The 20723-nt window shown below is 75.1% G+C and carries 20 protein-coding genes; 2 read left to right on the forward strand and 18 right to left on the reverse strand.

Annotated elements, in window-relative coordinates:
- Positions 1-254: 254 nt before the first annotated feature.
- The 9 genes from amaP to ACFYNO_RS24230 all read right to left on the reverse strand — a co-directional run bounded on the left by amaP (position 255) and on the right by ACFYNO_RS24230 (position 7595).
- The gene (gene amaP, locus ACFYNO_RS24190) at positions 255-902 is read right to left on the reverse strand and encodes an alkaline shock response membrane anchor protein AmaP (protein ID WP_388016074.1); all 648 of its coding nucleotides are present in this window, start codon (positions 900-902) and stop codon (positions 255-257) included.
- Between the two features lie 52 nt (positions 903-954).
- Positions 955-1494 (reverse strand): DUF6286 domain-containing protein, encoded by a 540-nt coding sequence (locus ACFYNO_RS24195; protein ID WP_388016077.1) that lies wholly within the window; start codon positions 1492-1494, stop codon positions 955-957.
- A gap of 238 nt (positions 1495-1732) precedes the next feature.
- Positions 1733-2113, reverse strand: coding sequence for a hypothetical protein (locus ACFYNO_RS24200; RefSeq protein ID WP_388016080.1), 381 nt, complete (start codon positions 2111-2113; stop codon positions 1733-1735).
- The gene (locus ACFYNO_RS24205; protein WP_388016083.1) at positions 2113-2304 is read right to left on the reverse strand and encodes a hypothetical protein; all 192 of its coding nucleotides are present in this window, start codon (positions 2302-2304) and stop codon (positions 2113-2115) included. Before ACFYNO_RS24205 ends, ACFYNO_RS24200 begins: the two co-directional genes overlap by 1 nt.
- 36 nt (positions 2305-2340) lie before the next feature.
- Positions 2341-2817 carry an Asp23/Gls24 family envelope stress response protein gene (locus tag ACFYNO_RS24210; protein WP_388016086.1) on the reverse strand — a complete coding sequence of 159 codons (477 nt, stop codon included), beginning with the start codon at positions 2815-2817 and terminating at the stop codon, positions 2341-2343.
- A gap of 184 nt (positions 2818-3001) precedes the next feature.
- Positions 3002-3811 (reverse strand): enoyl-CoA hydratase/isomerase family protein, encoded by an 810-nt coding sequence (locus tag ACFYNO_RS24215; protein ID WP_388016089.1) that lies wholly within the window; start codon positions 3809-3811, stop codon positions 3002-3004.
- 356 nt (positions 3812-4167) lie between these two features.
- Entirely contained in the window at positions 4168-4401 is a 234-nt protein-coding gene (locus ACFYNO_RS24220) for a helix-turn-helix domain-containing protein (protein WP_388016092.1), read from the reverse strand.
- A gap of 482 nt (positions 4402-4883) precedes the next feature.
- Complete coding sequence (locus ACFYNO_RS24225) at positions 4884-6482, reverse strand: ABC-F family ATP-binding cassette domain-containing protein (RefSeq protein ID WP_388016095.1); 1599 nt, start codon at positions 6480-6482, stop codon at positions 4884-4886.
- Between the two features lie 159 nt (positions 6483-6641).
- The gene (locus ACFYNO_RS24230; RefSeq protein ID WP_388016098.1) at positions 6642-7595 is read right to left on the reverse strand and encodes a hypothetical protein; all 954 of its coding nucleotides are present in this window, start codon (positions 7593-7595) and stop codon (positions 6642-6644) included.
- A gap of 334 nt (positions 7596-7929) precedes the next feature.
- Here ACFYNO_RS24230 and ACFYNO_RS24235 point away from each other — a divergent pair, with 334 nt between their 5' ends.
- A complete protein-coding gene (locus ACFYNO_RS24235) occupies positions 7930-9240 on the forward strand; it encodes a glycosyl hydrolase (RefSeq protein ID WP_388016101.1) in 1311 nt (436 codons plus the stop codon).
- Between the two features lie 103 nt (positions 9241-9343).
- Here the strand turns inward: ACFYNO_RS24235 and ACFYNO_RS24240 are convergent, their stop codons facing one another.
- From ACFYNO_RS24240 to ACFYNO_RS24280, 9 genes are all read right to left on the reverse strand, one after another.
- Complete coding sequence (locus tag ACFYNO_RS24240; protein ID WP_388016103.1) at positions 9344-10525, reverse strand: GNAT family N-acetyltransferase; 1182 nt, start codon at positions 10523-10525, stop codon at positions 9344-9346.
- Entirely contained in the window at positions 10522-11238 is a 717-nt protein-coding gene (locus ACFYNO_RS24245; RefSeq protein ID WP_388016106.1) for a lipopolysaccharide biosynthesis protein, read from the reverse strand. Before ACFYNO_RS24245 ends, ACFYNO_RS24240 begins: the two co-directional genes overlap by 4 nt.
- 1 nt (position 11239) lies before the next feature.
- A complete protein-coding gene (locus ACFYNO_RS24250) occupies positions 11240-12364 on the reverse strand; it encodes a glycosyltransferase (protein WP_388016109.1) in 1125 nt (374 codons plus the stop codon).
- Positions 12361-13158, reverse strand: coding sequence for a polysaccharide deacetylase family protein (locus ACFYNO_RS24255; RefSeq protein ID WP_388016112.1), 798 nt, complete (start codon positions 13156-13158; stop codon positions 12361-12363). The genes ACFYNO_RS24250 and ACFYNO_RS24255 overlap by 4 nt, the downstream gene beginning before the upstream one ends.
- On the reverse strand, positions 13148-14878 hold the full coding sequence (locus ACFYNO_RS24260) for a lipid II flippase MurJ (RefSeq protein WP_388016115.1): 1731 nt from the start codon (positions 14876-14878) through the stop codon (positions 13148-13150). The genes ACFYNO_RS24255 and ACFYNO_RS24260 overlap by 11 nt, the downstream gene beginning before the upstream one ends.
- Positions 14875-16218, reverse strand: coding sequence for an O-antigen ligase family protein (locus ACFYNO_RS24265; RefSeq protein ID WP_388016118.1), 1344 nt, complete (start codon positions 16216-16218; stop codon positions 14875-14877). The genes ACFYNO_RS24260 and ACFYNO_RS24265 overlap by 4 nt, the downstream gene beginning before the upstream one ends.
- Positions 16219-16263: 45 nt before the next feature.
- Entirely contained in the window at positions 16264-17745 is a 1482-nt protein-coding gene (locus ACFYNO_RS24270; RefSeq protein WP_388016121.1) for an exopolysaccharide biosynthesis polyprenyl glycosylphosphotransferase, read from the reverse strand.
- Positions 17746-18109: 364 nt separating this feature from the next.
- Positions 18110-19258, reverse strand: a complete 1149-nt coding sequence (locus ACFYNO_RS24275; RefSeq protein ID WP_388016124.1) for a glycosyltransferase — start codon at positions 19256-19258, stop codon at positions 18110-18112.
- A gap of 104 nt (positions 19259-19362) precedes the next feature.
- A complete protein-coding gene (locus ACFYNO_RS24280; protein ID WP_388016127.1) occupies positions 19363-19803 on the reverse strand; it encodes an SRPBCC family protein in 441 nt (146 codons plus the stop codon).
- A gap of 140 nt (positions 19804-19943) precedes the next feature.
- On the opposite strand from ACFYNO_RS24280, the gene ACFYNO_RS24285 reads away from it, so the two are divergent.
- Positions 19944-20714, forward strand: a complete 771-nt coding sequence (locus tag ACFYNO_RS24285) for a hypothetical protein (protein WP_388016130.1) — start codon at positions 19944-19946, stop codon at positions 20712-20714.
- Positions 20715-20723: the final 9 nt, after the last annotated feature.

Genomic DNA, 20723 nt, shown 5'->3' on the forward strand with positions numbered 1-20723 from the left:
GCCGCCTTCAATTGAAGTCGCCACGCACTATGGTCGATCCGACCCGATCCGACGGCCGCCCGATCACCCGGCCGCCCAGCTGTCTGTCCGATCGTTCGTCCGTCCATCCGGACGGCCGCTCACCGGAGGTCCCCATGCGCACCTTCTCCCCGCCTCCCGAACCGGACGGGACCACGTGATCTGGCTGGCGACCGCCGCGCTGGTAGCCCTCGGGGTGGCCGGGCTCGGGGTGGTCGCCGCGCTGCGGATGCCCGTCATTCCACCCGAGGCACCCGACGACCGCGACGGGCCCGGCGCTCGCGTACCGGGTGCTCGGCCGGCTGCGGCGCGACCTGGATCCGCAGGTCCAGCGGAAGCGCGCTCCCCAGTGCCGCTGCCGCGTGATCCAGCGGCCCCGACCGGAACGCCTTGACGGCGGCCACCGGATCCCCGCCCGGCTCCAGCAACAGCTGCGCCCGCAGCGCCAGTCGCCGGCGCCGCCCCACCAGCCGCACCCGGGCGGCCGCCACCCCGGGCAGCAGCAGCGCCGCCTCCCGCACGGCGGCGGTCAACGCGGCGGCGCGCAGCCGCAGGCGCAGCTGCGGCTCGCCCTCGGTCCGCAGGTCGAACTCGGCGACCGCCGAGCGCCGGAACTGCGCGACCAGCCACCAGAGCGACAGCAGCACCACCACCGCCAGCCCCGCGACCACCACCGGCCAGTACCAGCCCTGGTCGTGCCAGCGGGTCCGCGAGGCGTGGCTCAGCACCGGCTGGTCGGGCGAGGTGAGCGGCCACCAGGACGGCGGCACCACACCGAGCCGGCGGTAGGCGTCGAAGCCGCCGAGCAGCACCAGCAGCGCGCCCACCAGCAGCACCAGCCCCACCAGTGCGAGCAGCACCCTGTTCACCGCGGACCGGCTCACCGACCCACCACCTCTCTCCGAAGCACCACCGGAAGCAGCATCCGAAACAGCGTCAGTGCACGTGCGGCCGGTGCTTGGCCGGCCGCCGGCGGATCCTCAGCGACGGCTCCCTGACCAGCTCGACCCGTGCCAGCTCGGCCGCCAGCTGCTCGCGCACCTGCGCGACGTCGGCGCTGCCGTGCACGGTGACCCGGGCCCGCCTCCGCCCGACCCGGACCCGCGCCGAGGCCACCATCGGCTGCTCGCAGGCCCGCCGCTCCAGCAGCGCCGCCACGCCCAGCCGGTCCACCACGGCACCGGGCCCCTGGCGCAGCACCAGCCAGCGCCGCTCCCCGGGGGCGAAGGCCAGCGCCAGCAGCAGGCAGCCGAGCAGGGCGACCACCGAGGCGCCGGCCAGTACCCACGGCGAGTCCAGGTGCCGGGTGGCCAACTGGTGCGCCGGCCACCGGCGCCAACTGCCCGCCTGGTGTCCGGTCCACACCGCCACCGCGTCGTAGAGCAGCACCCCGGCGCCGGCCAGTACCACCGCGGCGACCAGCGCCGACGCCCCGGCCCGCGCGGACCGCGGCCGCGGCCCCGCCTCGGCGCTCACCCGAGCCCCCGTCCGAACCCGTCCCGATCGACCCGACCGTCCAAGCCGTCCGAACCGTCCGAGCCGTCCCGGCCGTCCAGGCCGACCCGCCGCCGCACGGCCCGCAGCACCGCCCGGGGCGGCGCCCCGCCGCCCCGGCGCCAACTGCCCGCGGCCCCCACCGCGGCCGCTCCGACGGGCCGCGCCCGCCACCCCACGCCCGGCCAGCCCTGGCCCGCGAACCGAACCGTCCGCACCGTCACAGCGCGCTCCTCACCGGCACCAGCCGCTCCACCACCACGTCGACCTCCCCCACCGCGATCCCGGTCAGCTCCCCCACCTGCTCGGCCATCGCCGCCCGCACCGCCCCGGCCCGCTCCCGCAGGTCGGCGGGGAACGGCAGCTCCAGGCCGACCCGGATCCGCGCGCGGCCGCCGACCACCGTCACCGAGACCCGCGGCCGCCCGCCCACCGGCTCGGGCCCCAGCGCCTGCGCCGCCGCCACCAGGGCGATCCGCTCCAGCACCCGGTCGGCGATCCGCAGCCGTCCGCGCCGGGCCGGCGGGGTGGCCGCACCGGTGTCACCGCCCCAGCCGGCCTGTTCGGCCGGGCGCTGCGGCGCCGTTTCGCCCGCCGCCATCAGCGGCGCCGGTCGCGGCTGCGCAGCAGGTCGCCGAGGTCGCCCAGATCGAGGTCGCCCTCCAGCAGCCGCCCGGCGACCAGGCCGACGGCGCCGAGCGCGGCGACCAGCAGGAAGGCGGCGAACCCGCCGAAGTAGCCGGCGAAGCCGAGGGCCATGCCGGCCAGCAGGCCGAGGTGGGCGAAATTCATCTGGTGCTCCCGAGCGCTGTGGTTGGGTGGCGGCGGCTACTGGACCCTGGAGCGCCGGTCCGGGGAGGCGACGGCTTCCTCCTCCTCGTCCGGCTCGTCCGGCAGGTGGACGTCGTTGACCGCGATGTTGACCTCGACCACTTCCAGTCCGGTCAGGCGCTCCACCGAGGTGATGATGTTGCGCCGGACGGCGGCGGCCAGCTCGGGGATCACCACCCCGTACTCGACGACCAGGGCGATGTCGATCGCGGTCTGCTTCTCCCCCACCTCGGCCTTGATGCCGCGCGAGACGCTGGTCCGGCCGCCGGGCACCCGGTCCCGCATCGCGCCGAAGGTGCGGGCCAGGCCCGAACCGAGGGCGTGGATGCCGTGCACCTCCCGGGCCGCCATGCCGGCGATCTTCTCCACCACGCCGTCGGCCAGCGCGGTGCGGCCCCGCTGCTCGGCCTCGTACGGGTCGTCCTGGTGGACATGCGGCTTGATCAGGTCGGACGGCTTCGGGGTCTCGGGCATGGGGTGCCTCCAGAGGTGTGGCTCCAGCTATACCGTAATCTGCCCCAACTCTGACATTCCGCCACGAAACGCGCCCCTGGAACTCCGCCCCAGCGTGACGGCACGACCGGCTCCCGGCACGACGGAGCCCCCGGCGACCGAGCAGGTCGCCGGGGGCCCGTACCGCGCGGTGCCCTACGGAGCGTCAGTCCCCGATGCCCGCCAGGTCCCGCAGCCGCCGCGCCTGCGCCGCGCGCTCGGCCGCCACCTGCTCCTGGTAGCTGCGCTGCCCGGCGCCGAGCAGCAGCGCCTTGGTCTCCACCACCGCGTTGCGCGGCGCGGCCAGTAGCGGAGCGGCCAGGTCGCGGGCGGCCGCCTCCAGCTCGGCGGCCGGCACCACCAGGTTGGCCAGGCCCAGCTCGACGGCCTCCTTGGCGAAGACCCAGCGGCCGGTGGCGCAGATCTCCAGCGCCCGGGAGTAGCCGACCAGGTCGGTCAGCGGCTTGGTGCCGGTCAGGTCGGGCACCAGCCCGAGCGAGGTCTCGCGCATCGCGAACTGCGCGTCCTCGGCGCAGATCCGCAGGTCGCAGGCGAGCGCCAGCTGGAATCCGGCGCCGACCGCGTGGCCCTGCACGGCGGCGATGGTGATCACGTCGGGCCGGCGCCACCAGCTGAACGCCTCCTGGAAGGCGGCGATGGCGGCATCGAGCTCCTGGTCGGCGGCGGCCGCCAGGGAGAGGAAGTCGGGCTCGCCGGGGATGCCCTCGGGGGTGAACATCGCCCGGTCCAGGCCGGCCGAGAAGGAGACGCCCTCGGCGCGCAGCAGCACCACCCGCACCGCGGCGGGCAGCTCCCGGCCGACGCCGGCCAGCGCGCGCCACATCGCCGGGCTCTGGGCGTTGCGCCGCTGGGGGTGGCAGAGAGTGACCACGGCGAACTCGTCCTGGACCTCCAGGCGGACGCCGGACGCCTCCCACTCGTCGGGGTGGGAGAAGGCGGGGACGGGCGCGGTCATCGGGACCTCCGGCGGGTTCCGGGCAGGCGTCGGCGCACTGCCCACGGCATCATTTACCGGAGAGTAACTTACTGGGCGGCCATCTGAGTACCATCCCGGGGCGGGCAATCCGCGCGGCATTCACAGCGGACCCCGGACCGGCTTCCGGGCGGCTTTCGCAGCACACCCGGGCGGCTATATTCCGGCGGACATGACGATCGGCGGCCGGACGGAATCGTCTCCCGGTCGCCGATGCGTCGGATCGCACTTCTGGAAACTGACGGAACGTCGGAACGGTGCGCTTCCTGGCGCCGCCGTGACCGCCTCGCACGGCCGGGTCCACCGGCCGGGCCCGGTCGATCCGGGCTGACGGGCCGTCAGGACCCTGCGGCAGCAGCCGCCTTGGCCTTGCCACGCGTGGCACCACCGCGACCCCGGAGACTCACCCCGGTCTCGCTCAGCATGCGGTGCACGAAGCCGTACGAGCGGCCGGTCTCCTCCGCCAGAGCGCGAATACTCGCCCCGGAGTCATACTTTTTCTTCAACTCGGCCGCGAGCTTCTCACGCGCGGCACCAGTTACCCGGCTGCCCTTTTTCAGAGTCTCGGCCACCCGTGCCTCCTCGTAGCTGTGCTCGGTCAGATTCCCATGATCACCCATCCCCTGCCTCCTGGCCACCCATTCGACAAGGTCTGTCCGGGGAAAGGAGCGCGGACGGGGGGTACCTCCAGCGCATCGGGGCGCTCACCCAGGGTGCACACGCCCCCGGGCCGATCCCGCCGCCCGGAGCGAAACCGCTGATCAGCGGGGGCGCTCCGACCTCCTGACGGGTGGATCAGATTAAAACGGAATCCACGGCCCCGGGATTCCCGGATCGCCCCGGCTGATGAGGGGGCATCGGCCGGATGCAGGAGCGCGTGTCTACGTTCCATCGCGCGTCCATCCACCGAGCGTGAGCGCCGCCGGAGGTTTGGCTCCAGGCCGAACAGCGAGCGGAGCAGCGAAAAGGCCGCCATCTCCGACGTCCGAGGACGGAGGAATGGCGGCCGTGCCACCCGGACGGCGGCGGCGGTGGTGGTGACGGTGGCGGCGGATCAGGCCAGCGCGACCAGGTCGTGGTAGGCCGGGGTCCACAGGTCCTCGACGCCGTCCGGCAGCAGGATGATCCGCTCCGGCTCCAGCGCGTCCACCGCGCCCTCGTCGTGGGTGACCAGCACCACCGCACCGGTGAAGGTGCGCAGCGCGCCCAGGATCTCCTCGCGGCTGGCCGGGTCCAGGTTGTTGGTCGGCTCGTCCAGCAGCAGCACGTTGGCGGAGGAGACCACCAGCGAGGCCAGCGCCAGCCGGGTCTTCTCACCGCCGGAGAGCACCCCGGCCGGCTTGTCCACGTCGTCGCCGGAGAAGAGGAAGGAGCCGAGGATCTTGCGGATCTGCACCAGGTCGGTGTCCGGCGCGGAGGAGCGCATGTTCTCCAGCACCGTGCGCTCCGGGTCCAGGGTCTCGTGCTCCTGGGCGTAGTAGCCGATCTTCAGGCCGTGACCCGGGATCACCTCGCCGGTGTCCGGCGCCTCGACGCCGGCCAGCATCCGCAGCAGGGTGGTCTTGCCCGCGCCGTTCAGGCCGAGCACGACCACCCGGGAGCCGCGGTCGATCGCCAGGTCCACGTCGGTGAAGATCTCCAGCGAGCCGTAGGACTTGGAGAGCCCACTGGCCGTCAGCGGGGTCTTGCCGCAGGGCGCCGGGTCGGGGAAGCGCAGCTTGGCCACCTTGTCGGAGGCGCGCACCTCCTCCAGGCCGGAGAGCAGCTTCTCGGCCCGGCGGGCCATGTTCTGCGCGGCCACCGTCTTGGTCGCCTTGGCGCGCATCTTGTCGGCCTGGGCGTTGAGCGTGGCGGCCTTCTTCTCGGCGTTGGCCCGCTCGCGCTTGCGGCGCTTCTCGTCGTCCTCGCGCTGCTGCTGGTACTGCTTCCAGCCCATGTTGTAGACGTCGATGCAGGAGCGGTTGGCGTCCAGGTAGAAGACCTTGTTGACCACCGTCTCGACCAGGTCGACATCGTGCGAGATCACGATGAAGCCGCCCTTGTAGGTCTTCAGGAAGTCACGCAGCCAGGCAATCGAGTCCGCGTCCAGGTGGTTGGTGGGCTCGTCCAGCAGCAGGATGTCGGCGTCCGAGAAGAGGATCCGGGCCAGCTCGACCCGGCGGCGCTGGCCGCCGGAGAGGGTGTGCAGCTCCTGGCCGAGGATCCGGTCCGGCAGGCCGAGCGCGGCGGCGATGGTGGCGGCCTCGGCCTCGGCCGCGTAGCCGCCCTTGGTCAGGAACTCGGTCTCCAGCCGGGCGTACTTCTTCATCGCGGCGTCCCGGGTGGCGCCCTTGCCGTTCGCCATCCGGTCCTCGTTCTCGCGCATCTTCTTCAGCACGGTGTCCAGGCCGCGGGCGGAGAGGATCCGGTCCCGGGCCAGCACGTCGAGGTCGCCGGTGCGCGGGTCCTGCGGGAGGTAGCCGACCTCGCCGGAGCGGGTGACCGTGCCGCCGGCCGGCAGGCCCTCGCCGGCCAGCACCTTGGTGAGCGTGGTCTTGCCGGCGCCGTTGCGGCCGACCAGGCCGATCCGGTCGCCCGGGGCGACCCGGAAGCTGGCGGACTCGATCAGGATGCGGGCACCGGCGCGCAGTTCGAGGGCGTTGGCGGCAATCATGGCTGGAAAGGACTCCTGGAAGGGCGGGCGGGGGCGGACCGGGCGGAGGGCGTGCCGCCGCCGCTAAACGGGAACAGCCATGCCGGCCAGTCTACCGGGCACGCCGGGGGTGTCCGGGGCCATCCGTGCCCGGAGCACCGGACCGGGCCGCCGCCGGGCTCATGGCGCGGGCAGCGCCGAGGGGGCCGGGCAGCCGCCGTTGAGCTGCTCCGCGGCGAACGGCGCCTGCGGGCTGCCGCAGGGCACCTCCACCACGCCGAGGTCGGAGTCCAGCACCTTGCTGCCGACCAGCGGTCCGTCGTCCAGCTTGACCCGGCGGCCGTCCAGCTTGGTCAGCTGCACCTTGGAGCCGGTGGTGAGCACGTAGCCGTGGCCGTCCAGCTTGAAGCCGACCACCGAGCCGGCCAGCGGGCGGCCGGAGCCGTTGGTGCCGGTGCAGGAGCGCGGCAGCAGCACGGCGGTGTCCATGCCGACCGCCGCCAGCGGGTCCAGCAGGCAGCCGGCCGACGGGCGCAGGTTGAATCTGAGATCTCCGTCACGGTCCCGGAAGCCCATGGTCAGGCTCGGGACGAGCACCTGGACCCAGGGCTCGGGCACGGTGACCACCTGCACGGCGGCCGCGGCCCGCTCCAGCTCGATCTGCTTGCGCTGGGCGTCGGTGCGCTGGTCCGCCCCCTGGTCGCCCTCGCCGTGCAGCCACTCGGACAGGCCCGGCACCCCGCGGTGCCAGCGCACCTGGTGGTCGCTGACCCGGACCGAGGTGACCATGCCGTCGTCCCAGACCACGACGGCGCTCTGGTCCGGCGAGGAGTTCGCGCCCAGCATCGACAGGTGCAGCGCGGTCGCGCCGTCCCGGCGGTAGGACCAGAGCAGCGCGCCGGTGTTCGGGTCGTAGGCCTCCAGGCCGGGCCCGACCTTGAAGTCCGGGGTCACCGGGTCGGCCGACTGCGCGCTCACCGGGCTGGCCTCGGCCTTGCCGGGTGCGGAGACCTGGTCGCCGAAGGGCACCGGCCGGTTGGCGTGCGCGGCGGCACCGGCGGCGAGGACCAGCAGCACGGCGGCGGCGGGCAGGGCGGATCGGGGGCTCAGGGTTCGAAACGGCTTCCAGGACACCACCGGAGGGTACCTGGCCCGGGTTTCGCCGTCTGCACGGCGGGGCCGTTCGATCACTTCGCAGGCGGATAACCGGACATTCGGCGGGGTAACTCGGCGGGGTCCGCCACCCGGGTGAACTGGCCCGATCCGATCGCACGGAGTGCTGACGATCGGTCAGGAACGCGCCCTTTTCATCCGCTGTTCCACCAGACTCGCGATATCTGCCCACTTTAGGGTGACATTCGGCTTTTCTGACGGCCCATCGGCTTACTGTCGAGCCAGTAGCCACTGTCGGTACCGGTGCGGACACGGAGAGCTCCCCGGTCGCCGGAGCCAGACCCGAGGAGAGACCATGCGCATCGGCCGCCTGGCCCTGGCCGCGTCGGCGCTGCTGCTGCTCACCACCGCCGGCATCTCGTCCGGCGGCGACCCGCTGAGCACCGCGGACCGCTCGCCCGCCGCCACCGGCTCGCCGAGCCCCGACGCCACCGCCGGCGCCCGGGCGAGCCGCGGCGCCGCCCCCAAACCGGCCACCCGCCGGGCCGAGCACGAGGTGCCGTTCGGCGCCTTCGTCGGCTCCTGGGACGACTACATCCCGCAGATCGCCAAACTGGCGACCTGGCTGAACGGCGCCAACCTCCAGGTCGGCCACACCTACCTGGCCGGGAACGGCTGGGGCGACGTGGAGGGCGACACCAAGGTGCTGGCGCTCTGGTCGCAGTGGCGGATGGCCGACCGCAGCCGGACCCTGGTGCTCAACGTGCCGATGCTGGTGCCCAACGAGGGCGACCTGCCGGACGACCAGGTCGCCGACCTGCTCAACCAGGGCGCCCGCGGCTCCTTCGACCAGCACTACCTGCGGCTGGCCCGCAAGCTGGTCGCGCTCGGCGGCGGCGACACCGTGGTGGTGCTCGGCTGGGAGATGAACGGCGTCACCTACACCGGGCGCTGCCGGCCCGACCCGGCGGCCTGGAAGGCGTACTGGCGGCGGATCGTCGGCGTGATGCGCTCGGTGCCGGGCCAGCACTTCCGGTTCGACTTCACCCCCAGCCGCGGGCTGGACGACATCGCCTGGACCAAGTGCTACCCGGGCGACGACGTGGTGGACATCATCGGCACCGACAACTACGACCAGCCGGCCGGCGCCACCTTCGACGACTACGTGCACGAGCCGTACGGCCTGGAGGACCAGGTGGAGTTCGCCGCCAAGCGCGGCAAGCCGGTCTCCTACCCGGAGTGGGGGCTGTTCCGCAACGGCGACAACCCGGAGTTCGTCCGGCGGATGATCGACTGGGTCCGCACCCACGACACCGCCTACGAGACGCTGACCGACTACTGCCCGCACGGCTTCTGGGAGTGCAAGGACAACCCGCGCTCCAGCGCGGTCTACCGGAACCTGATGAGCGGCTCGCGGGGCGCCGGGGGCCGCCCGCCGCACCCGGGCCGCCCGAGCCCGAGCGACAGCCCGAGTCCGTCCGACGGCACCTCCGCGCAGGCCACCGCGCAGGCCTCCGAGCCGCCGGTGGACGGCCCGGCGCCGGGCGCCTCGGCCACCGCCACCCCGGTGGCCCCGCTGGTGCCGGGGCTGCCGGACTTCCCCAACCTGCCGGGCCTGCCCGACCTGTCGAAGCTGCCCGGCCTGCCGCTGGTGCACCGGCACTGACCGGAGCCGACAGCGCGTCAGCCGACCGGCCCGCGGGCCGGTCGGCTGACGTTGATCTTTATCGTCGGATCAGCTGAAGGATCTTCGGCATGCCATCGGGGTACTACCGGGCCAGACGCTCCCGCAGCCGCCGCACCGGTCCGCGCAGCCGCCGGGCCAGTGCCACCCGCGAGCGCACCGCCGCCAGCCGCAGGCTCAGCAGCACCGCGCCCCGGCGCGGCCCGAAGAGCAGCCGGTGGTTGTGCTCCCGGTTCGGCCGCCAGCGCTCCTTGTACGGCTCCTCGCCGCGCAGCAGGTTTATCTCCGGCACCCCGGCCGCCACCGCCTCGGCCAGCCCGGTGGCGAACAGCAGCCCGGCGACGTCCAGCCGCTCGCGCAGCCGCGGGTGCGCACCGTAGAGGTAGAGCCCGGCGAAGCGGCGCCCGAGCAGCATCAGGTCCACCGCCACCGGCTCGCCGTCCAGCTGGTAGCGGTAGAGCACCGCCTGCCCGCGCCGGGCCAGCCCGGCGGTGGACTCGGTCAGGTGCGCCCGGAACCGCTCGCTGGTGTGCTCGGGGGTGACGCCGCGGCCCTCCCACTGCAGGGCGTGCAACCGCAGCAGCTCGGCCACCGCCGCCCCGACCGCGGCCGGCTCGACCCGCTCGGCCCGCACTCCGGCGGCCTCCAGCTTGCGCTGCTTGGCCCGGCGGCGCTGGGCGGTGCGGCCGGGCAGCCGTTCGTAGATCTGCTCCATCGGGATCGCCGGCAGGCTCTGGCAGAGCGAGTCCAGCAGCTGGTGCCGGCGGCCCGGCCAGAGCGCGTAGAGCTGGTGGGCCGCCGAGCCGGGCCGCACCTCGCGCAGCTCCAGCGCCTGCCAGGGCCGTCGCACCGGCAGCGCGGCGGCCAGCCGGGCGGCGGCCTCGGCCGCGTGCTCGTCGTCCAGCAGCACATCGGTGAAGTCGATCAGCGCGCCGCCGAGCCCGGTGAGCACGCCGGTGCGGCCGCGGACCAGCGCCGCCGCGGCGACCAGCAGGCCGCCGCGGCGCACCAGCACCACCCGCAGCCGCCCCGGCCGCCCGTACGCCCGCCACCAGGAGGCCTGCCAGGCGGCGGACTGGAACGGGGTGGCGCTGGCGCAGCGCGCCGCCAGCCCGTCCCACTCCTCGGCCAGCTCGTCCAGCGCGCCGTCATCGCGCCGGACCTCGGCCTGCCACTGCTCGGCGCCGTCCGGCCCGGTGTCGTCCCCCGGGCGGGCGGGCGCGGGCAGCGCGGCGGACCGCCGGCGGACCGAGTGCGGGGAGGTCACTTGGCGCTCCCGGCCGGCTCCTCTTTCTTCTTCTGCTGCCCCTCGCGGCCGGCCTGCTTCGCGGGGGCCGGCACCACGGGCTCGGGAGCCTCCTCGACCGGCGCCACCGCGACCGGCTCGGCGGCAGCCGGCTCGGGGGAAGCCGGCGCGGCGGCGCCCGGCCGCCGACGGGTCATCAGCACCAGTGACCCCAGCAGCACCCCGGCCGCGCCGCCCACCGCCACATCCAGCCTGCGGCTCGGCGTGCTCGGCCCGTCCGGCTCCGCGGCGGCGGCCAGCGGCACCAGCTTCACCCCGGTCTCCTTGCTGCTGCCGTTGGCGAACGTGACCAGCGCCCGGGCCACCGCGTCCGCCGACCGGACCGCCTCGCCCGGGTGCGCGCCACTGCCGTCGATCTCGATCACCGGCGCGTCTGGCGAGGTGGTGCCGTGCACCAGACTGCCCAGCTCGGCGCCGGTCTTGCCGGCCTCCGCGGCGGCCAACGCCAGCACCTGCGGCTGCCCGGCCAGCCGGCCGTAGGCCTGGGCGAAGTTGGTGGTCTGCGCCGACTCGGCGGGCTCCACCGGCACCACCACCACGTAGGAGTTGGCCGCGTACACCGGCGGCGCCAGCACGGCGTAGCCGGCGCCGCCCAGCGCCCCCACGGGGATCGCCACGGCCAGCGGCCACCAGCGGCGGGCCGTGGTGCGGATGCTCTGCAGTCGATCGGACATCTCAGATCTCCCTCTCGGCCGGCACGGGTGTGAGGCCCCGCTCCAGCCGCTGGTACAGCTCGCCCAGGTGGGCCGCTGTGCGAACAATGTCGTAGTGCGCCACCGCGGCCGGGCGGGGCAGCGGTGCGGCCGGGCGGCCGGTGGCGAGGTCGAAGAGGGCCGCGCGGTAGGCGGCCTGGGTGGAGGGCAGCTTCTGCGCCCCGGGCGCGGCGTCGGCGGGCAGCTCCTCCAGCGCCGGGCAGCCGCTGTGCAGGATCGGCAGCCCGGCGGCCAGCCCCTCCAGCACGGCCAGCCCGAAGGTCTCCTCCTCCGAGGGCGCCGCCAGCACGTCCATCGCGGTCAGCAGCTCCGGCACGTCGGCCCGTTCGCCGGTGAGCACGGTGCGCGGGCCGCCGAGCCGGGCCAGCCGCCCGCGCTCCGGCCCCTCCCCCACCACCAGCAGCCGGACCTGCTCGGGCAGCGCCCCGAGCGCCCCGGCCAGCAGGTCGAACCGCTTGCCGGGCACCAGCCGGCCGACCGCGCCGATCACGAACGCGTCCCCGGGCAGTCCGAGCTCGGCCCGCAGCGCGGCCCGCAGCCGCAGCCGCTCCTGCTCGGTGCGCAGGAACCGGCCGGCCTCGATGCCGTTCGGCAGCACCGCCACCCGCTGCCCGGGCACGCCCCAGTCGGCGAGCGTGCCGGCCACCTGCCGGGAGACCGCGACGGTGGTGCTGCCGAGCCGCTCGGCCACCAGGTAGAGGGACTTGACGCCGAGGCCGACCGGGCGGCCCTCGATGGTGCCGGAGTGCAGCGAGTGCTCGGTGGCCAGCACGGTGCGCACCCCGGCCATCCGGGCGGCGAGCCGCCCGTAGAGGCCGGCCCGGTAGAGGTGGGTGTGCACCACGTCGAACCGGCCGCGCCGGATCAGCCGGGTGAGCCGGGGCAGCACGCCCAGGTCCCGGTTGCCGCGCATGCCGAGGTCATGCACCGGCACGCCGTCGGCGCGCAGCGCCTCGGCCACGCTGCCCGGCTTGGTCAGCGCGGCCACCTCGCAGTGGATGCCGGGCGGCAGGTGGCGGATGGTCAGCAGCAGCTGCTGCTCCGCGCCGCCGGCCGCCAGGCCGGTGATGATGTGCAGGACCTTCACTGGCTGGCTCCCCGTCGGCGGAGTTCGGTGATCACATCGCGCAGTTCGTGCCGGCCGCGCTTGGCGCGCAGCCGCCAGCCGCCGTCGCGGTCCCCCACGTAGCAGCGCGGCAGCGCGAACCGGCCGGCCAGCGGGCTGTGCCGGATCGCCACCGCGTAGTCGTAGCCCGCCTCCTGCACGGCCCGGGCGCTCGGCCCGTCCACCGCGCCGTACGGGTAGCAGAAGCCGCGCACCGGTTCGCCGACCAGCCCGGCCAGCACCGCGCGGCTCTCCCGCACCTCGGCCCGCAGCTGCGCGGCCGGCACCCCGGGCAGGGCGATGTGGCTCAGCCCGTGCGAGCCGATCTCCCAGCCGGCGGCGGCCAGTTCGCGGACCTGGCGGTCGGTCAGCAGGGCCTTGCGCGGCCCCTCGGTGTCCCAGCCGTTGTCGCCGCCGAGCCGCTGGGTGACCACGTAGGCGGTGGCGGTGAAGCCGTAGGCGGAGAGCACCGGGACGACGTGCCGGGCGAAGTCCGCGTAGCCGTCGTCGAAGGTCAGCCCGACCAGCCGCTCCCGCCGTCCGGCGGCCCGGGCCGCCAGCAGCTCGCGCACGCTGACGCCGCGCCAGCCGCGCACGGCCAGCCAGCGCATCTGCGCGGCGAACCGCTCGGGGCTGACGGTGACCAGGTAGGGGTCCTCCTCCTCGTCGGCCACCGAGTGGTACATCAGGATCCAGGGCATCGTGGCCCGCCGGCCCGGTCCGGTGGGTCCGCCCTGGCGCGGCAGCCGGGTGCGGCGGGTGAGTTCAGCGACCATCGGGCACCGTTCCTTCCTCCAGACGGGGCGCCGGCACGGCGCCCTCCCCGGCGCCGGCGGCCGGCCGGGTCGCCCGCGCCCGTACCAGGCGCAGCAGCCGCCGCGCCGGGCCGGCGAGTTCGCGCGCGCCGAGCAGCACGCCGAGCACCAGGTAGGCCGCGAGCACCGCACCGCCCCCGGCCAGCAGGGCCAGCGGGGCGGAGCCGATCGCCTGGCTTACCGGGGCGCCGGCCAGGGCGGCGCCGACGGCGGCCAGCACCAGCCGGGCCTGGCCGCCGAGCACCCGGCGGGTGCGCAGTGCGATGCCGCGCAGTGCCAGGCCGCGCAGCAGCAGGGCCGCGGTGGTGGTGATCCCGGCGGCGTTGCCGGCCGCCAGGCCGAGTGCGCCGAAGTGCGGGGCGGTGCAGACCCCGACCAGCGTGGTGACCACCAGTCCGACGGCCATCGCGCCGACCGGGTACCAGTCGAGCAGCCGGTCGGCGGCGTCGGCCGGGCGCGGGTCGTCGGCCCGCCGGACAGCCGGGCGCATCGAGAAGAACGGCCGGACCATCACCCCGATCAGCGCCTGGGCCAGCAGCCCGAAGCTGTAGACCTGGATCACCTCGGCGGTGGCCTCGGTGTCGGCGGCGCTGAACGCGCCGCGCTCGAAGAGCAGCGCGACCACGGCCGGGGCGCAGGCGATCAGGAACGCCATGCCGGCCAGCACCACCGCGGCGGCCTGGCCGAGGTCCTTCTCCACCCGGTCCCGGGCGGCCACCAGGTCGCCCGCGGCCAGCGCCCGGGCGACCAGCGGGAAGGTGACGGTGCAGATCAAGATCGCCGCGGTCATCGCCAGCTGGGAGACCTTGGCGGCGTAGTTGAGGTGCGAGATGGTGCCGGGCGGCAGGCCGGAGCCGAGGTAGCGCTCGATGAAGACCTGGGACTGCCGGGTGAGGGTGAAGGCGGCCACCGGCAGCAGCGCCAGCGGGCTGAGCAGCAGCCGGTGCCCGGCCCGCTGGCCGCGGCTGCGCCGGAACCGGCCCTGCTTGATCGCCCTGCCGTACGGCCCGATCAGCACCCCGGCCATCAGCAGGCTGCCGAAGGCCACCCCGAGCGCGGCCGAGCGCACCCCGAGGAAGCTGTGGCAGACCGTCAGCACGGCCAGGATGCCCAGGTTGTAGGCCACGTAGATGGCGGCCGGGGCGGTGAACCGGTGGTGCGCGCGCAGCGCCGCGCCGAAGTAGCCGACGGCGCCGAACGGCAGGATGGTGATCGCGGTCAGCCGGGTGCAGGTGACGGCCAGCGCGGGGTCGGCCAGCCCGGGGGCGAGCAGGTGGACCAGCTCGGGCGCCCAGAGCATGGTGGCGCCGGACAGCGCGCAGAGCCCGGCGAGCAGCCAGGGCAGGGTGACGGCGGTCAGCTGCCGGACCGGGTCGCGGCCCTGCGGGTCCTCCTCGCGCAGCACCAGGGCCAGGCTGAAGGCGGGCACCATCAGGAACGCCATCGCGTCCTCGATCAGCAGCGGCGCGGCGGTCTCCGGCACGGTCCAGGAGACCAGGAAGGCGTCGGTGCCCTCGTCGGCGCCGAAGAACCGGGCCAGCAGCAGGTCGCGGAGCAGTCCGAGGCCGGAGCCGGCCGCGCTGAGCACGGCGGTGACGCCGAAGGCCTTGGCCAGGAAGGAGGCCTGCCGCCCGGCGCGGCGCGGCTCGGCGGCGGCCGGGGCCTGTTCGGTGGTGGTCACGCGCGCTCCCCCTCCGGCCGGCCCGGCGCCTCGGCGGGCAGCGCCCACCAGGCGGCCAGGCCGAGGATCACCGAGGTGAGCACGGTGGTGGTGCCGCCGATGTCCGCGTAGAGGAAGTCCACCAGCACCCAGCAGAGCAGCCCGGCCACCGCCGGCCCGGCCCGCCCGGGGCGGCGCAGCGCGCCGATCAGCAGCGTGCCGAAGAGCACCCCGTAGGCGGTGATCCCGACCAGGCCCTGCTCGCTGAGCACCAGGAGGTACATGTTGTGCGGGGAGAGCAGCGGCTCGCGCTGGTAGCCGAGGGTGGGGTCGGCGGTGTCGCTGCCGGAGGAGAGCCGCAGCGGGGCGTGCGAGTCGCGCAGCTGCTGGAAGCTCTTCGGGCCGGCGCCGGTGACCGGGTGGTCGGCCCAGATCGCCCGGGCGGTGGTCCACAGGTCGTAGCGGTCGCTGACCGAGTGGTCCTCGTTGCCGCCGGAGACCGAGCCGATGCTGCTGAGCCGGGCGGTCACCCCGCCGCCGCCCGCGCCGAGACCGCCGACCAGCACCACGGCGGCGGCCAGGCCCAGCCCGGCCCAGCGCAGCGCCAGCCGGGCGTCGGCCTTGAGCAGCAGCACGGCGGCGGCCAGCGCGGTGGCGATCCAGCTGCCCCGGCTGAACGAGACGGCGAGCGGGAAGGCCAGGAAGGCGGCGGTGGCGAGCAGTCCGCGCCGGGCCCAGCCGCCCTGACGGGCGCTCAGCCCGAGGGCGAGCGCCGCGAGCAGCCCGAAGCTGACCACCCCGGACATGGCCATCACGTCCAGCGCGCCGAAGGTGCCGACGGCCCGGATCGGCTGCCCGGTGTAGGAGGCGCCGGTGCCGGTGAGGTACTGCACGGCGCCGACCGTGCCCTCGACCACGGCGGCCGCGGTGAAGGCGCCGAGCACCAGCCGCAGGTCGGTGCGGTCGCGCAGCGAGGCCAGCACGGCGACCGGGACCAGCACGAAGATCTGTTCCAGCCGGACGAAGCCGGTCAGGCTGGCCGTCGGGTCGATCGAGGTGAGGGTGGCCAGTGCGGCGGCCAGCGTGACGGCGCCGAAGACGGCGCAGGCCCGGCGGCCGAGGCCGATCGGCCGGCCGCGCAGCAGGTCCAGGCCGAGCAGCCCGACCAGCAGCAGCGAGGCCAGGTCGGCGGGGGTGACGTGCACCGAGGCGGCGACGTCCTTCTCCCCGGTCGGCACGCAGACCAGCAGCACGGTGGCCGCGGTGAGCAGGCTGGGCCGGCGCAGCAGGCCGCGGACGGCGGGCAGCGCCGGCACCCGGTGTCCCACCGCCGGCGGGCGGTGGGGCAGGGTCAGAACCACGGTGCGTCAGCTCCCGTCCGGGCGGAGTTCGATGGCCACGGTTCGTCAGCTCCCATCCGGGCGGATGATCATCGCCACCGTGCGCAGCAGGATCTTGACGTCCTGCCAGAGGCTCCAGCTCTCGATGTAGCGGTTGTCGAAGCGGGCCCGGTCCTCGATCGAGGTGTCCCCGCGCAGTCCGTTGACCTGGGCCAGGCCGGTCAGCCCGACCGGGACCCGGTGCCGGTCGGCGTACTCCGGGTCGGTCTGGCTGAACCGCATCACGAAGTACGGGCGCTCGGGGCGCGGGCCGACCAGGGTCATGTCGCCGCACAGCACGTTCCACAGCTGCGGCAGCTCGTCCAGCGAGCTGCGCCGGAGCAGGCGTCCGATGGGGCTCATCCGGTGGTCCTGGGAGATGTTCCAGTGGGTGGCCGACTCGTGCTCGTTGGCCGGGCGCAGGCTGCGGAACTTGAGCACGGTGAAGGCCCGGCCGTCGAGCCCGGTGCGCTGCTGGCGGAAGAGCACGCCCTTGCCGGTGTCCAGCCGCACGGCGAGCGCGCAGAGCGCCAGCACCGGGGCGAGCAGCAGCAGCCCGGTGCCGGCCGCGAGCACGTCCAGCGCCCGCTTGCCGAGCCAGCCGGGCCGGCGCATCGCGGTGCACGGCAGCGGCAGGCAGGGGTAGCCCCAGAGGTGGTCGGCGCCGCGCCGGATGCCGCCCTCCAGCGCGCCGTACTCGCGCAGCGCCGGGACCAGCCAGACCTGGCAGCCGAGCCGGGCGGCATCGCGCAGGGTGCCGGCGGTCTCCTCGCTCTCGCCGGTGTCGGCGGTGACCAGCAGCCGACGCACCCCGTAGCGGCCGATCACCCGCTCCAGCACCTCGCGCCCGCCGAGCACCGGCACCGGGGAGTCGGCGGGCAGCCGCACCGGGTCGGGGTCCAGGTAGCCGACCGGGCGCATGCCGTACTCGGCGCGGTCGCGCAGGGCGGCGGCGATCCGCTGGCCGAGCGGGCCGGCGCCGAGCAGCAGCACCGGCACCGGGCGGCGCCGGCGGATCCGGCGGTGCAGGGAGTAGAGCGCGGTGCGGCCGAGCGCGGCGAGCAGCACCAGGCAGCCGAGCAGGGCGAGCAGCCGCAGGCCGGCGGGCGGTCCGGCGGCCGGCCAGGCCTCGGGGAGACAGGCGGCCAGGGTGACGGCGAAGGCGAGCGCGACGGCGGCCCGGCCGGCCAGCACGGGCAGCTCGTCCAGGGCGGAGGGCGACATCCGGATGCGGTAGAGGCCGGCGGCCAGGTTGAGCGGGAGCAGCAGCGGGAGCACGGCGAGCGCGTCCGCGAACGGGTGGGCCGGGTCGGCGGCGCAGGCGGCCGATCCGGCGGCGAGCGCCAGCAGGTCGACGGCGAGCAGTCCGGCGGGCAGCGCCGCCCGGGGGCGTAGTCCGCGCCGGTGGCGGCCCAGTTGGGCCACGGCCGGGGCCGGCCGGGCCGGGCGGTCGAGGAGTCCGGTGGCGATCCGCCGGCCGCCCGCCGAGGATCGCCCGGGCCACGGCACACTATCGTGGTCAACTGTCATTTGCGCACGAACTCCCCTGCTGTGTGGGCGGTGCTCGTCCCATTCGCACAAGGGTCTGATCAACGATCTCGCACTATAAGAACGAAGCAGGCAAAATCAGACATTACCGAACGCGGTCTGTATCTCCGGAAGTTGACTTGCCATTTCATCCCACCCGCCCATTAATACGAATTTCCGATTTACGACGGTCCATCAGGACCTCGCACACCCAAGGATTCCGCGCCCCGCGCCGCGCCTTCCCCTGCCCTCGGGCAACCAGATCGCCGAACACCCCGGATGACACCGGGGATTCACCGGCGGCGAGCTGGCCGGAATATCGTCAGTTTCACTCCCTGGGAAACGATCAGATGCGCGCGGGGACACGGGGAGTCGGCTGGCCGAAGCTGATCGACTTCTGGTACAGCTCCGACACTCGGCCGATCACCGTGCGGATGTCGTGCCGCTCGGCCACCCAGGCCCGGGCCGCCGCGCCGCGCCGCGCGCAGTCCAGCGGGTCGGCCAGCGCCGCCGCCAGCGCGTTGGTCAGCGCGGCGGGGTCCTCGGGCGGGATCAGCCCGGGCTCGCGGTCCTGCGGCGGCAGCTGCTCGCGGGCCCCGGGCACATCGGCCAGCAGCACCGGGCGGCCCATCGCCATCGCCTCCAGCGGCGCCAGCGCCATGCCCTCCCAGCGCGAGGGCAGCACCACCAGGTCGGCGGCGGCCAGCCAGGGGCGCGGATCCGTGACGTCCCCGGTCAGCCGCACCCGGTAGGGCTCGGGCAGCGCCCTCGCCTGGGCGGCCAGCGCCGCCGCGTCCGGCCCGCCGCCGACCAGCGCCAGCTGGGCGGTCGGCACCCGGCGGGCCACCGCGGGCCAGGCCGACAGCAGCAGGTCCTGCCCCTTCTGCCGGCAGAGCCGCCCGACGCAGACCGCCAGCGGCACGGAGAGGTCCAGGCCCAGCGAGAGCCGGGCCGCCCGGCGCTCGGCCGGGGCGTAGTGCGCCAGGTCCACCCCGTTGGGCACCACGGTGTAGTCGGCCAGCACCCCGGCGGCCTCGCCGTCGCCGCGCTCCTGCTCGCTGACGCAGAGCACCGAGGTGGCCCAGCGGGTGGCGTACCGCTCCCAGCGGGCGCTGACCTCGGCCAGTCCGCCGGTCGCGGCGGCGAACGACCAGGCGTGCGGCTGGAAGACGGTGGGCCGCCGGCCGCGCACCGCCAGCCGGCCGGCCAGACCGGCCTTGGCGCTGTGCAGGTGGACCAGGTCGGGGCCGGCCTGCCGGACCAGCCGGCGCAGCCGGGCGGTCTCGGCGGGCACGCTCGGCCCGGGCGAGCGGCGGGCCGGCCACTCCAGCAGCTCGGCCCCCGCCGCCAGCGCCTGCGGCCCGAGCCGCCCGCCCGGCGGACAGGCCACCAGCACCCGGTGGCCCTGCGCCCGCTGACCGCGCACCAGGTCGGCCACCACCCGGGCGACGCCGCCGTCCACCGGCTGTGAGACATGAAGGATCGTCAGTTGCACGGCGGCGAGCCTATGGTGACGGAGCGCGACGAATCGTCCACCGTCAGCCCGGCGTGCCGGAGAGTCGCCCGTACGGGGCGGGGTGTTCGGATGAGCGTCTGACGCTACTTCAGATGATCGGCCAGGTTGGCGAGCACCGCGTCGTGGATCCGGTTCAGGCCCTTCGGGGCGAAGGTGCGCTCGAAGAAGCCGCCGATGCCGGTGGCGCCCGACCAGGTGGCGTCGATCGCCACGGTGGTCTGCCCGGCGCCGGCCGAGGAGACCGTCCAGGTGATCACCATCGAGGAGTTGCCGTCGGTCTCCACCAGGGTGCCCGGCTCGGGGGCGCTGACGGTGAAGAGGCAGTCCCGGATCCGCTTCTCGGTGGCCTGCAGCTTCCAGTGCACCTGGGTGCCCGCGCCCACCCCGCCGGCCCGCACCTCGTACTCGCTGTACTGCGCCGGCAGCAGCTGCGGGCGGACGGTGGCGTAGTCGGCGATCGCCTCGTACACCTGCTCGGGGGTGGCGGAGTACGTCCGCTCGGTGCGGGCGTGGACCTGGGGCATGGCGCTCCTCGTGCGGACTGCGGTGGCAGCGGACTGCTGCGCTGACAGCTTAGGCGGGGCCGGCGCGGCGGGCGGGCGCGGGCGGTCCGGCGCGATCGTCGGTGGGCAACCGACTCCCGGCGGCGCGCGTCTTGGAGGCCATGGCTTCCGACACAGAGCAGGACCACCCGGGCGGCACCCTGATACCCGCGCAGCGGGAGCACCGCGGTGAACCGCTGGTCGGCGAGGCGACGGCGAACCGCCCGGTGGTCGTGGTCAGCGCGATCGCACTGAAGAAGCCCGCCCGCGAGGCGCTGGCGGAGCGGCTCGGCCCCGGGCACATCGTGGTGGACATCCGGGTGGCCGGCCCGGAGGCCGACATCGTGCTGGTCCCGCCGGCCAGCGCCATGCTGCTCGGCATCCTGCGCGCGCAGTTCCCGCAGGCCCGGCTGCTGGCCACCGAGTTCACCGACGACAGCTTCGGCGCCGACTTCCGGGGCCCGATCAGCCGCATCCTGGACTCCGACATCGACGGGTACTTCATGGCGCCGACCATGGACGACCTGGCCCAGGTCACCCGGAGCGCCGGCCGGGCGGTGCTGGGCGCGCTCCCCGGCGCAAGCACCGGCGGGCCCCGCCCGGTCGACTTCCTGGCGGCGAACCGGCGGCTGATGCTGGAAACCGGCGCGGCAGACCCTGCGGCGGAGCCCGGCGTCCTGGTCGACCTCGACGCCTGGGCCGGTGCGCTGGACGGCGACGCCCGGGTCCTGGCGGACCTGGCCTGGCCGCTGGTCCTGCAGTTCCTCGGCCAGGGCCTGCCCGTCACCGTCCTCGGCGCCCCGCCCGGCGACTGGACCGCGCGGGCCCGGGCCGCCGGGGTCCGGGTGCGGCCGCCGGCCGGCGCCGCCGGGGCGCCCGGGGGTTCGTCGTAGGCTGATCAC

It is taken from the genome of Kitasatospora sp. NPDC006697 (assembly GCF_042869935.1).
GTDB lineage: Bacteria > Actinomycetota > Actinomycetes > Streptomycetales > Streptomycetaceae > Kitasatospora.